Source organism: Mesorhizobium sp. M7A.F.Ca.US.005.03.2.1, from assembly GCF_003997795.1.
GTDB classification, from domain to species: domain Bacteria; phylum Pseudomonadota; class Alphaproteobacteria; order Rhizobiales; family Rhizobiaceae; genus Mesorhizobium; species Mesorhizobium ciceri.
The window spans coordinates 1-11,475 of the sequence record NZ_RZRP01000108.1; the positions used below are offsets into that span (position 1 = coordinate 1).

Here is an 11,475-nt window from a genome sequence, read left to right on the forward strand (position 1 = left end):
CATGTATTCGGCTCCTGAGGCATAGCCCTTGCGGTAGTAGATCGGCACGATCGTATCGAGCAGGTCCTTGCCGAGGATGTCGCTGCGCTGGAAGCCGAACATCTTCTCGGCGGCCGGATTGAATTCGATGATCGAGCCGGTCTCGTCGATGACGACAATGGCGTCGAGCGAGGCCTGCAGCATGGTGCGGCGAATGACCTCGCTGGCGTGGGCGTCGGAGGGCGAGCGCTCTATGGCGTCGCCGATGGCCAGCGCGATGATGTGCAGCGTCGCCTCTTCCTCGTCGGTCCATGCACGCTCGTTGATGCAGTCATTGACCGCCAGCGTGCCCCAGAGATGGCCGTGCGCGAAGACCGAGACCGAGAGGAACGATTTGATGTTCTGCTTTTCGAAATCGGTCCTCAGGAAGCCTTCGAGGTCGCGCGTATGACCGGCGAAGATCTTGCCTTGCCTCTCGTCCTCGGCAAGCCGCTCCAGCAGCGGGTCGGAATTGACGATCGATTGCATGATGACGGTCGGTGATGCCAGTTCGCCGCCGAAAAGAGGGTCGATCCAGTAGGCGGCGACGGATTGGGCGAAGCCCTGGCCGGGCAGTTCGCGCAAGCGAAACAGGATGCCGCGCTGGCAATCCATGGCCCGGCAGAGCGTTTCCAGTATGCCGTCCATCTCGCGCTGCCAGTCGCCGGCCTCGCGCAGCCGGCGAACGACGCGCACGGCCGCCATCGCCGCGCCCTGCCTGAACCCTTGCATATCGGTGCTTGCTGCTTCAGCGATCATCTTGTGCTGTCATTCCGGAGTCGCGCCAATTCGGCCGGCGAGCAACTACATCCTTCTGGCCCGGTGCTCAGTTGCCGTCGCCGGCCGGCAGCGAGAAGATATAGCCCTCGCCGCGCACCGTGCGCAGGAATTTCGGATTGGCGGGATCGGCCTCGATCTTTTTGCGCAGCCGCATGATGCGAATGTCGACCGCGCGTGACGATTCCGGATCTTCGGTGAAACCGATCGCCTCGGAGATAGCGGCGCGGCTCAGCAGCCGGTTGGCGCGGGTGAGGAAAATCTCCAGCACGTCGAACTCGCTCTTGGCCATGTCGATCACCACGCCATTGGCGCCGGTGACCAGCCTGCCGTCGAGATCGGCCTGGAAGGGGCCGAAGGCAACGGAACGGCGATCCGCCCCGGCCCTCTTGTCCTGCAGCTCTTTGGGCTGGGGAACCCGGCGCAACACGCTGCGCACCCTGGCCAGCACTTCGCGCAATTCGTAAGGCTTGACGATGTAGTCGTCGGCACCGAGTTCCAGCCCGACAATGCGGTCGAGCGCGGTGCCGGCCGCGGTCGCATAGATGATGCCGATCGGCAGTTTCGAACGCAGCCAGCGGCCAAGCGAGAGGCCGTCCTCGCCGGGCATGGCGATGTCGAGAATGGCAAGATGAAACGACTGCGTTTCAACGAGGCTGCGCGCGGCGGCCGCACTTTCAGCGGTGGCCACGTCATATCCGGCGGCGCCAAGGTATTCGGCGACAGCGTCCCTCAGGTCGGGCTCATCCTCGACGATGACAATTCTTGCCCGCACGATGCTTTCGCTCCCACTTTCAGTGGAAAGTAGATTGGGTATAAACATCATGTCCAGCACTCATATCGGGGTTGCCAGGGAACGGTTGGAAAACATGGCCGCACGATCCGTCATTGCGCTCGTTTCGGTAGCCGAAGTGGTCGCGACCGAACTCGCCGACCATCTTGAACGGCGCGGCCATGACGTGCATCAGGCACGCCAGCCCTGGGAAGCCGAATCTCTGCTGTCGGGAAAGGGCATCGACGTCGTCGTCGTCGGCGACAGCCTCAGCCAGGCGGAGGGGCGGGACCTGCTCAGACGTTATGGCGGCCAAGGAGGAGGCGGTGAGGGCGGACCGGATTTCATCCTGATCTGCCGCCCGGCCGATCTTGTCGACAAGGTGCTGGCGCTGGAGCTTGGTGCGGCCGACGTCGTCGAGAGCCCGCTCAATGTCCGTGAACTGGCCGCCCGTGTCGGCGGCCTGCTTTCGCGCCGCGGCAGGGGCACCCAGGAACTGATCGTGCTGGAGAACGCGACCGTCGATCTGAGATCGGCGATGGTCATGCATCGCTCCGGCACGGAGGAACAGCTTTCGCCCGGTCAGGTGGCGCTGCTCAGGCTGTTCCTGGCCAGTCCGCGCAAGGTTTTGACGCGCGACGACATCATCGCCGCGGCGCCTGCCGAAAACGCCGATGCCTTCGATCGCTCGATCGATTCGCGCATCGTGCGGCTGCGCCGCAAACTCGACACCGAAACCATCACCACCATACGCGGCGCCGGCTACCGGTTCGATCCGCCGCGGCAATTCGCGGACTGATTGCCGGGCACTGACGCAGTCTCTGGTTTCGGGCATCGGATTTTCCATCTCCGGCCCCGACGCTCTTGGCGCTCAGCGTACCAGCAGAAGCGATGGACCCACCGGCATGTCACTGCCCATGGTCAGCTCGCCAGCGTGGGCGCGGTCCCTGAGCAGCACGGTGGCAAGGCCGGCAAAGCCGAGCAGGCCCTGGGCGTAAAGCAGTGCGGAAAGCACCGAAGCGGCAAATTTCGTTTTCATCGTACCAATTCCCCAAAATGGTTTGTTGCGGGTCGCTTCAGGATACCCCCGAAGCGCCCGCGCCGCCCACGGAACCCCCCGTCTCGGCGCGGGCCTTCGGTCCTCTCGGCAGCAAGTTGCCGGAGGCGCCGCGCAAACCCGTCAGCCTAAGGCCGACCCGCCAGAGGGCCTTTAGCCGGGCGATGCGCAGGCTGGAAACAATCCAGACCGTGGAGAAAACCAGTGCGGCGTGCAGGGTCGAAATCTCGCCTGAAGTCATCGCGCCGAGGCTTGTCAGCGGGGTGCCGGCAACCATGCCGACGCCGCCGATGACCGCTGCCGCGATGCTGATCCTGAAAAGCCAGGACAGCACGTTCGATTTCGTTCCCATGTTCGTTACCGGCTGTTTTCGTTGCGTCAACTTTGCTTGCGGCCCGTATCCGGATCATGCCGCTTGAAACCTCGCTTTGTTGCAGTTTGGTTTCGAGATCTACGGCGGTCCTTTCGAATACTGCTGATTCGCACTTTCGTTTAGCGACGGATACCCATGTTCCTGACCTTGGTCTTGCTAGGGTCTCGCTGGCGGGCCACCGACGGCTCTAATTGGGTTGGCGTTTGTTAACCAGTGGAAACAGATTCGAAACACAAATGAGCATTTTGCGAAATCTCTCCGAAACATGACGTGGGGATAAGCAGCCATCGAATTGGAGCCGGCTGGACCGGCAGAGAGAGGGGATTTTCTTCATGCATACCGCCATTTCCGCCAAGCTCATCAACATCGCCGCCGCCGCGCTGACCGGTGCCGCACTGCTGTTCGGCTCGGGCGCCGCGCATGCCGCCAACAAGATCGTGGCGCGCGTTTCGCTTTCGCAGCAGATCATGGAAGTCTCGGTCGACGGCCGGCCGACTTTCGCCTGGAAAGTCTCCACCGGCGACCGGGCCCATGTGACGCCGACCGGCTCGTTCAAGCCGACCCGCATGCATGAAATGTGGTATTCGAAGAAATACGACAACGCCCCGATGCCGCACTCGGTCTTCTTCAGCGGCGGCTATGCGGTGCACGCGACCTATGCGATCAAGCGCCTCGGCCAGCCGGCTTCGCATGGCTGCGTGCGGCTGCACCCCGACAACGCCGCCGATTTCTACCAGCTCGTCGAAACCTTCGGGGCGACCAACACCAGCATCGTCATCGTCAAGTAGCAGGCTGGAAACGGTGGCGTGGCAGCATGCTGCCGCGCCTCAAAGCTCCCTCCGGAAACGCTGCGGTATTGCGTACAGTTCAAACCGGCGGTATCGAGCCCAGCCAAAAAGAAAAGAGGCCGGGAATTTCCCGGCCTCTTTTCTTTTGTTTCCATCGATTTGCCCCGCGCATTTCTGGGCGGGACTCCCTCGACCGTCCTAGCTCGGCAGTGCCGGCATCAGCTTGGGGTCCGGCTTCTCCGCCAGATGAGGCAGGTCCTTGCTGGCGATGAAGGTGTAGAACATGGGCACGACGAAGAGCGTGAACATGGTGCCGACCAGGATGCCGGTGAAGATGACCAGGCCCATCGAATAGCGGGCCGCGGCACCAGCGCCGCTGGACGTGATCAGCGGCACAACGCCGAGCGCCATCGCCGCCGTCGTCATCAGGATCGGCCGCAGGCGCACCTTGGCCGAGGCGATGATGGCATCGCGCCGCCGCATGCCATGCTTTTCACGCTGCTGGTTGGCGAACTCGACCAGCAGGATGCCGTGCTTGGTTATCAGACCGATCAGTGTGATCAGGCCGACCTGCGTGTAGATGTTGAGCGTGCCGAGGCCCAGATTGAGCGGCACGATCGCGCCGAAGATCGACAACGGCACCGCCATCATGATGATCAGCGGATCACGGAAGCTTTCAAACTGCGCCGCCAGCACCAGATAGATGACGACAACTGCGGCCGCGAAAGCGATCAGGATGGTGTTGCCCTGTTCCTTTTCCTGTCGCGATTGACCGGAATAATCGATGAAGAACGTGTCGGGCAGGCTCTCCTTGGCGATGTCCTCCAGCGCCTTCAGCCCGTCGCCGGTGGTGACGCCGGGCAGCGGAAGCGCCGAAATCGTCGACGAATTCAGCTGGTTGAACTGCTCGATTGCCGCCGGCGCCGCATTGGTCGAAATCTTGACCACCGCCGATAGCGGCACCATCTCGCCGGTCACGCTGCGCACGAAGTATTCGCCGAGCTTGTCGGGGTCGTCGCGAAACTCCTGCGGCACCTGCGGGATGATGTCGTAGCTGTTGGAATCGCGGTCGAACTGCGCCACTTCGGCGCCGCCGACCAGCAAGGTCAGCGTGCGGCCGATATCGGCGATCGGCAGGTTCAGCGCGGCGGCGCGGTCGCGGTCGATGGTCACCGTCACCTCCGGTGCGTCATAAGCCATCGAATTCTGCACGACGATGAAGCGGCCGGAGGCCTGCGCCTTGTTCTTGATCTGCTCGGCCACCTCGTACACTTCCGAGGAAGCGCCGGTCGATCGTACCACCATGGAAATGGGCAGGCCGCCGCCGGAGCCCGGCAGCGTCGGCGGTGCGAAGACGAAGGCCTCGACACCGGCCACTTTGGCGATACGGGCCGTAATGTCAGCCTGCAGTTCCTTCGAATTGCGCTTGCGTTCCGCCCAGTCCTTGAAGGCATAGCCGACGAAGGCGCTGTTTGTCGTGCCGCCGAAGGCGACGGCCGAGAACTGCGCCCGTGTTTCGGGAATATCCTTCACCAGGCCGAGGATCTGGTTGACGTATGTCTCGGTGTAATCGGACGTCGCATAACGCGGCGCCGTCACAATCGAGAGCAGAAAGCCCTGGTCCTCTTCCGGCGCAAGTTCGCTCGAGGTCTTGGTGAACATGAAGCCGGTGACGCCGACAAGCGCAAGCACGATGATCAACGTCAACGGGCGATAGTTCAGCGATCCGGTGACGGCGCGTTCATAGACATGCTCGACGCGCGCGAAGGTGCCGTCGACAATGCGCTGGAAACGGCCCGGCGTGCCGGACTTCAAGAGGCGTGCCGACATCATCGGGGTGATGGTGATGGCGATGACACCCGACAGCACCACCGAGCCGGCGAGCGTGACCGCGAATTCACGGAACAGCGCGCCGGTCAGGCCGCCGGTAAATGCCAGCGGTGCGAACACGGCGGCCAGCGTCATGGTCATGGCAACGATGGCTGATGCGATTTCGCGCATACCGCTGAACGCAGCCTGCATCGGCGACATGTGATCTTCTTCCATGTGACGGTGGATGTTCTCCACCACCACGATGGCGTCGTCGACGACCAGGCCGATCGCCAGCACCATGGCGAGCAGCGACAGAAGGTTGATCGAGTAGCCAACCGCGAACAAAAGGAAGCAGACGCCGATCAGCGACAACGGGATGGTGATGATCGGCATCATCACCGACCGGAAGGAGCCAAGGAACAGAAGGATGACGACGACGACGATGGCAACCGCCTCGCCGATGGTCTTGAACACCTCTTCAATCGAGGCGCTGATCTGCCCGGTCGCGTCGTAGACGACCTCGATCGTCATGCCTTTCGGCAGTGTCTCCTGAATCTGCGGCACCAGCTTGGTGAGCGCAGCCGCCGTGGTCAGCGGATTGGCCGCCGGCGTCGGGAAGATGGCGAGGAAGGTGCCTGGCTTACCGTTGAACGAGACCCTGGTGTCGGTGTTCTCGGCGGCGAGTTCGACGCGAGCCACGTCGCGCAACCGCACCACATTGCCGTCGGTCGAGCGCAGCGGCAGCTCGGCGAATGCCTCCGGCGTCTGCAATGTCGAGCGCACGGTGATCGAGGAGACGACATACTCGTTCTGGGTGTTGCCGGGCGCCGACAGGAAGTTGGAATTGTTGATCGCCGTCAGCAGTTCGGAGGCGGTCACGCCGCGCGCCGCAAGTTTGACCGGATCGATCCAGACGCGCATCGAGTATTCCTGGGCGCCGAAGATCTGCACGTCGGCGACGCCTTCGACCGTCGACATGCGCGGTCTGATGACGCGCTCGATATACTCCGTCAGCTGCTCCTTCGTCATGTTCGGATTCTGCATCGAGATGTACATCATCGCGAACTGCTGGCCGGTGCCCTTGACGATGACAGGGTCCTTCGACGCGTCCGGCAAAGTGCCGCGCACGCCCTGAACCTTGGACAGAACTTCGGTCAGCGCGACGTCGGGGTTCGAGCCGAGCTTCATCTGCACCGTCACGGTGCTGGAGGACGGGCGGCTGGACGAGGTGACGTAGTCGATGTTTTCGGTCGACGCGACGGCGCGGGCGATCGGGGCGGAAATGAAGCCCTGGATCAGATCGGCGCTGGCGCCTGGATAGGCCGTGGTGATCGTGATGGCCGTTTCATCGACCTTCGGATACTGCCGGATCGACAGATTGAAGATGCCCTGGAAACCCAGGAGCAGGATCATGCAAGCAAGGACCGTCGAAAGAACAGGCCGGCGAATGAAGAGATCTGAAAAGCTCATTGCTGGTCGGCCTGCTTGTTCGCCGATTTGGTCGGGTCGATGGTGTTGTCCACAACGACGGACATGCCGTTGAAGAGGCGGTTCTGACCGGCGGTGACGACCTCGTCGCCGGCCTTCAGCCCCTCGACGATCTCGACCATGCCTTGATTGCGGCGGCCGGGCTTGACGAACACCTGCGACAGCACGAGCGCGGGCTTGTCACCTTCCGCCGCCGGCTTGGCCCCATCGGCAGCCTTGTCAGTTGGCTTTGCCGCATCGGCGGCAGGCTTGGCTGCATCAGCCGCCGGCTTCATGGCATCGGCCGGCTTGGTGTCCGCAGGCTTGGCGTCAGCCGATTTGTCGGCTGCCGGCGCAGCGGGTTTTTCCTCCGGCTTGGCAGCTGGCGCTGTCTCGGCGGGCTTGGCTGGCTGCACCACGAAGATGTAGTCGCCATAGAGACTTGTCGTCAGCGCCGTCTGCGGCAGGGTCAGCACGTTCTGCTCTTCGGGCAGCTCGACACGCACCTGCACGAACTGGCCGGGGGTCAGCTTGCCATCGGGATTGGCGACTTCCGCCCGGATGTTCACCAGCCGGCTGGACGAGTCGATCTTCGGGTCTATGCCACGAATGGCGCCTGCGAATGGCCTGTCCTCGCCGCCAAAGCCCAATCGAATCGTCTGGCCGATCTTGAGCAAGGCGAGTTGCTGTTCGGGAACCGTGAAATCGACCCGCATCGTGTCGAGGTCCTGCAATGTCACCACGGCGGTGCCGGGCGCCAAATACTGGCCGACATCGATCTTCGGGATACCCACCGTGCCGCCGAAAGGCGCCGTCAGCTGCTTCTGGTCGAGCACGGCCTGCAGCTTGGTGACTTGGGATGCCGAGGCCGAGGCCGCCGCACGCGCCGTGTCCAGCGTCGAGTCGGAGCCAACGCCACGCCTGGTCAGTTCGATGGCGCGGGCAAGTGAGGTCTGGTCTAGCGCGGCTTGCGCCTTCTGTGCATCGAGGTCGGCGCGCTCGACGGCGTCATCGAGTTGCAGCAGAACCGCATTGTCCGCCACCTTCTGGTTGGCATGGAAAAGGATGTCCTTGACGATACCGGTAGTCTCGACCGTCAGGTCGACACCGCGCACCGCCTTGACCGTGCCGATCGCCTCGACGCCTGGCGTCCAGGCCGAAGGCTTGGCGATGGTCGTCGAAACGGTTGCCGCCGGCGGCTTCATCGATGCGAAGTACTGCTTGATGCCGTTGTCGCGCAGGAAGTTGAAGCCGACGATGCCGCCGACCACGACGACGAGCAGGGCCAGAACCAGAACAATGATAAAGATACGGAGTATGCGCTTGAACAAGGAAGTCCCCTCAGTCGAAATCCGGCGCGAAGCGCGGATATCGGGACACATACCGACTGCGGGTCCCGATTTCAAATAATGGCGGTCTTCCTGTACCGTCTGGACGGTCTTGTCAATTGGGCCTAAGCTTGCGATGGGAGGCACCATGAGAGCCCAAAGACCGAATTCGCGCGAGAAGATTCTCGCCGCGGCGGCTGATGTTGCCCGGGAATCCGGACCAGGCAGCCTGTCGCTGGATGCCGTCGCCAGCCGTGCCGGCGTGTCGAAGGGAGGGCTCCTCTACAATTTCCCGACCAAGGCCAAATTGATGCAAGGTTTGGTCGAAGGCTATCTGCGCGAGTTCGAGCACGCGCTGGAAGCCGCCCGCACAAATGACAAGGACGAAAATCCCCTGGCCGTCTACATCAGGCTGTCGGCCAATGATTGCGAGGAAAAGCAGCCGTCGGCGTCCTGGATCTTCTCGGCCATCGCCGAGGATCCCGATTTCATGATGCCGATAAAGACCTTCAAGCGGCAGCTTTTCGAGCGGCTGAAGGGCGAGACGCCGGATCTCAAATCGCTGTTGATCTGCTATCTCGCCATCGAGGGATTGCGCAGCATGAACCTCTTCGATTCGGATGTCCTGTCGAAAGACGAGCGCCAGTTGTTGGTATCGTCGCTGCTCGAGATTGCCAAATAGGCGCCGCCCACCCGCTTTTCGGCAGGCCTGTTCGTGAACGCGGCGTTCGCTGGCGTCACACAGGGTTCATCGTGCGGACATAGCGTCTTCCCAGTTCTTTGCTGCAATGCATCTGGAGTGGGACATGGTGGACATAGTTTCTAGCGAGGCGGGCATTCCGAGACCGGATCATCCGCTGGATCAATCGGGCAGCGCGAAGTGGTTCCTGCCGGCCTTCGGCGTGCTGGTGCTCGTCGGCATCGCCTATGTCGGCTACGCGCTCAGCCAGGATCTTGCGGTGGCCAAGACCGTGCCGTGGATCCTGCTTGGCATCGCCTTGCTGATCGCGCTCGGCTTCGAGTTCGTCAACGGCTTCCATGACACCGCCAATGCGGTGGCGACGGTTATCTACACGCGCTCGATGCCGGCCGAATTCGCCGTCATGTGGTCGGGCGCCTTCAATTTCCTGGGGGTTCTCACCTCCAGCGGCGCGGTCGCTTTCGGCATCCTGTCGCTGCTGCCGGTCGAGCTGATCCTGCAGGTCGGCTCGTCCTCGGGCTTCGCCATGGTGTTCGCGCTGCTTGTGGCGGCGATCCTGTGGAATCTCGGCACCTGGTTCCTCGGACTGCCGGCGTCGAGCTCGCACACGATGGTCGGTTCGATCATCGGCGTCGGCCTTGCCAACCAGTTCATGGCGCCCGCCGGCAGCGCCACCAGCGGCGTCGACTGGTCGCAGGCGACCAATGTCGGCGTCACCCTGCTGGTGTCGCCGATCATCGGCTTCTTCGCCGCGGCGATACTGCTCTATGTAATGAAGCTGCTGGTGCGCAATCCGGCGCTCTACGAGGCGCCGAAAGGCAACACGCCGCCGCCATGGTGGATCCGTGGCCTGCTCATCTTCACCTGCACCGGCGTCAGCTTTGCGCATGGCTCCAATGACGGACAGAAGGGCATGGGCCTGATCATGCTGATCCTGATCGGCGTCGTGCCGACGGCCTATGCGCTGAACCGCACCCCCGACATCAACTATCTCGAAGCCTACAAGTCTGCCTCGGTCAGCGTCGAAACGGCGCTGGGCAAATATGCCAAGCCCGGGGTCACCGTCACCGATGCCAAGGCCGCCGTCCAGGATGCCGTGCGCACCAGGACCTGGAACGACCAGACGACGGTTGCGCTGCAGACCTACATCCACAACACGACGGCTGGCCTGCAGCCCTATGCCTCGGTCGAGACGGTGCCGACCGATCTGGTCAGCAACGCCCGCAACGACATCTATTTGATCGGCGAAGCGCTCAAGCTGATCGACAAGAAGCAGCTGCTGCCGATGGAGGCGACCGATCTGAAAGCGGTCACCGACTATCACAAGGCCGTCGACAACGCGACGAAGTTCATCCCGATCTGGGTGAAGGTCGCCGTCGCGCTGGCGCTCGGCCTCGGCACCATGGTCGGCTGGAAACGCATCGTCGTCACGGTCGGCGAGAAGATCGGCAAGAGCCATCTGACCTACGGCCAGGGTGCGGCGGCCGAACTCGTGGCGATGGTGACCATCGGCATGGCCGATCGGCTGGGATTGCCGGTGTCGACGACCCATGTGCTGTCGTCGGGCGTTGCCGGAACGATGGCGGCGAACGGTTCGGGGCTGCAATGGGCGACGGTGCGCAATCTGCTGCTTGCCTGGGTGCTGACGCTGCCGTGCTCGATCACGCTGGCCTTCGTGCTGTTCATCATCTTCCGCCAGGTGTTCTGAGCCGAGCGTAAGCTTCCGAACAAAAGGCAGCGCCGGGTGACCGGCGCTGCCTTTTTTCTTTAAGTGAGCACTGCGTTCAAGGGGCGAAGACGTATTCGTTTCTGTTGACGTGGAACCTGCCTAGGAAATTGGCCGAAACGCCTTTCGCTTCGTCATCCTGAGGCGGAGCAGGGAGCGAAGCGACGCGGCGCAGACCATAGGATCCATGCCGCGACTCCTGAGCGTTGCCGCGGTGCTGAATTCTGCTCCGCTGCACTCCGTGGCAAAGGTCACGGCCTGGATCCCAGGGTCTCCGCGACGGAGCTTCGCTCCTGCTTCGCCCAGGGATGACGAAGTTTGGAGGCGTCGGCCAATCTCGAGCGTTGGCGATGGCCGTTCAAACGAATCCTGGCCAACAACGCTGAACCGTTGAGCATAACCGGCCTGGCTACGTCGGGTCTTCGCGATGCAGGTCATGGATGGCCACACCGTCGACATTGGTCGGCATCGTCAGCCACTCACGATGGCGCAAGGTGCGCTGCGTGTCCTCCAACCCTGTCTCCCAATGCTCGCGCATCGAGGTGCCTGAGAACTCATAGTCCTTGGCGTGACCCTCATAGCCCTTGTGCTGATAGATCAGGTGCACGATGTTGACGGTGCCGGCGTCCGAATAGTCCTCGATCAGCGCTTCCTCTG

Annotated in this window: 11 protein-coding genes; 4 read left to right on the forward strand and 7 right to left on the reverse strand. The window is 62.5% G+C overall.

Features of this window, described 5'->3' with window-relative positions; all coding sequences use genetic code 11:
* Both EN991_RS08830 and EN991_RS08835 read right to left on the reverse strand, forming a co-directional pair.
* Window positions 1-777 (reverse strand): PAS domain-containing protein (locus EN991_RS08830; protein ID WP_164768930.1); only part of this gene is annotated, 777 nt, incomplete at its 3' end.
* 67 nt (window positions 778-844) lie between these two features.
* Window positions 845-1,618 (reverse strand): response regulator transcription factor, encoded by a 774-nt coding sequence (locus EN991_RS08835; protein ID WP_181172685.1) that lies wholly within the window; start codon window positions 1,616-1,618, stop codon window positions 845-847.
* Window positions 1,619-1,664: 46 nt separating this feature from the next.
* Between EN991_RS08835 and EN991_RS08840 the strand changes: the two genes are divergently transcribed.
* A complete protein-coding gene (locus tag EN991_RS08840; protein WP_013529302.1) occupies window positions 1,665-2,366 on the forward strand; it encodes a response regulator transcription factor in 702 nt (233 codons plus the stop codon).
* A 72-nt stretch (window positions 2,367-2,438) separates the two neighbouring features.
* On the opposite strand, the gene EN991_RS08845 is transcribed toward EN991_RS08840, so the two are convergent.
* Entirely contained in the window at window positions 2,439-2,606 is a 168-nt protein-coding gene (locus EN991_RS08845) for a hypothetical protein (protein WP_013529303.1), read from the reverse strand.
* Between the two features lie 37 nt (window positions 2,607-2,643).
* The gene (locus EN991_RS08850; RefSeq protein WP_127368591.1) at window positions 2,644-2,976 is read right to left on the reverse strand and encodes a hypothetical protein; all 333 of its coding nucleotides are present in this window, start codon (window positions 2,974-2,976) and stop codon (window positions 2,644-2,646) included.
* A 353-nt stretch (window positions 2,977-3,329) separates the two neighbouring features.
* Here EN991_RS08850 and EN991_RS08855 point away from each other — a divergent pair, with 353 nt between their 5' ends.
* On the forward strand, window positions 3,330-3,785 hold the full coding sequence (locus EN991_RS08855) for a L,D-transpeptidase (RefSeq protein WP_013529305.1): 456 nt from the start codon (window positions 3,330-3,332) through the stop codon (window positions 3,783-3,785).
* Window positions 3,786-3,983: 198 nt separating this feature from the next.
* On the opposite strand, the gene EN991_RS08860 is transcribed toward EN991_RS08855, so the two are convergent.
* Window positions 3,984-7,067, reverse strand: coding sequence for an efflux RND transporter permease subunit (locus EN991_RS08860; protein ID WP_013529306.1), 3,084 nt, complete (start codon window positions 7,065-7,067; stop codon window positions 3,984-3,986).
* Complete coding sequence (locus EN991_RS08865) at window positions 7,064-8,395, reverse strand: efflux RND transporter periplasmic adaptor subunit (protein ID WP_013529307.1); 1,332 nt, start codon at window positions 8,393-8,395, stop codon at window positions 7,064-7,066. Before EN991_RS08865 ends, EN991_RS08860 begins: the two co-directional genes overlap by 4 nt.
* Before the next feature lie 145 nt (window positions 8,396-8,540).
* On the opposite strand from EN991_RS08865, the gene EN991_RS08870 reads away from it, so the two are divergent.
* On the forward strand, window positions 8,541-9,074 hold the full coding sequence (locus tag EN991_RS08870; protein WP_013529308.1) for a TetR/AcrR family transcriptional regulator: 534 nt from the start codon (window positions 8,541-8,543) through the stop codon (window positions 9,072-9,074).
* A 124-nt stretch (window positions 9,075-9,198) separates the two neighbouring features.
* On the forward strand, window positions 9,199-10,800 hold the full coding sequence (locus tag EN991_RS08875) for an inorganic phosphate transporter (RefSeq protein WP_127368592.1): 1,602 nt from the start codon (window positions 9,199-9,201) through the stop codon (window positions 10,798-10,800).
* Between the two features lie 427 nt (window positions 10,801-11,227).
* Here EN991_RS08875 and EN991_RS08880 read toward each other — a convergent pair.
* The coding region (locus EN991_RS08880; RefSeq protein ID WP_206519181.1) for a DUF3734 domain-containing protein at window positions 11,228-11,475 on the reverse strand (248 nt) is incomplete at its 5' end.

Bases quoted from the DNA above. Each gene is read 5' to 3' on its own strand.
- EN991_RS08845 (WP_013529303.1), bottom strand. From the start codon at position 2,606: ATGAAAACGAAATTTGCCGCTTCGGTGCTTTCCGCACTGCTTTACGCC.
- EN991_RS08835 (WP_181172685.1), bottom strand. From the start codon at position 1,618: ATGTTTATACCCAATCTACTTTCCACTGAAAGTGGGAGCGAAAGCATC.
- EN991_RS08850 (WP_127368591.1), bottom strand. From the start codon at position 2,976: ATGGGAACGAAATCGAACGTGCTGTCCTGGCTTTTCAGGATCAGCATC.
- EN991_RS08875 (WP_127368592.1), top strand. From the start codon at position 9,199: ATGGTGGACATAGTTTCTAGCGAGGCGGGCATTCCGAGACCGGATCAT.
- EN991_RS08840 (WP_013529302.1), top strand. From the start codon at position 1,665: ATGGCCGCACGATCCGTCATTGCGCTCGTTTCGGTAGCCGAAGTGGTC.
- EN991_RS08855 (WP_013529305.1), top strand. From the start codon at position 3,330: ATGCATACCGCCATTTCCGCCAAGCTCATCAACATCGCCGCCGCCGCG.
- EN991_RS08870 (WP_013529308.1), top strand. From the start codon at position 8,541: ATGAGAGCCCAAAGACCGAATTCGCGCGAGAAGATTCTCGCCGCGGCG.
- EN991_RS08860 (WP_013529306.1), bottom strand. From the start codon at position 7,067: ATGAGCTTTTCAGATCTCTTCATTCGCCGGCCTGTTCTTTCGACGGTC.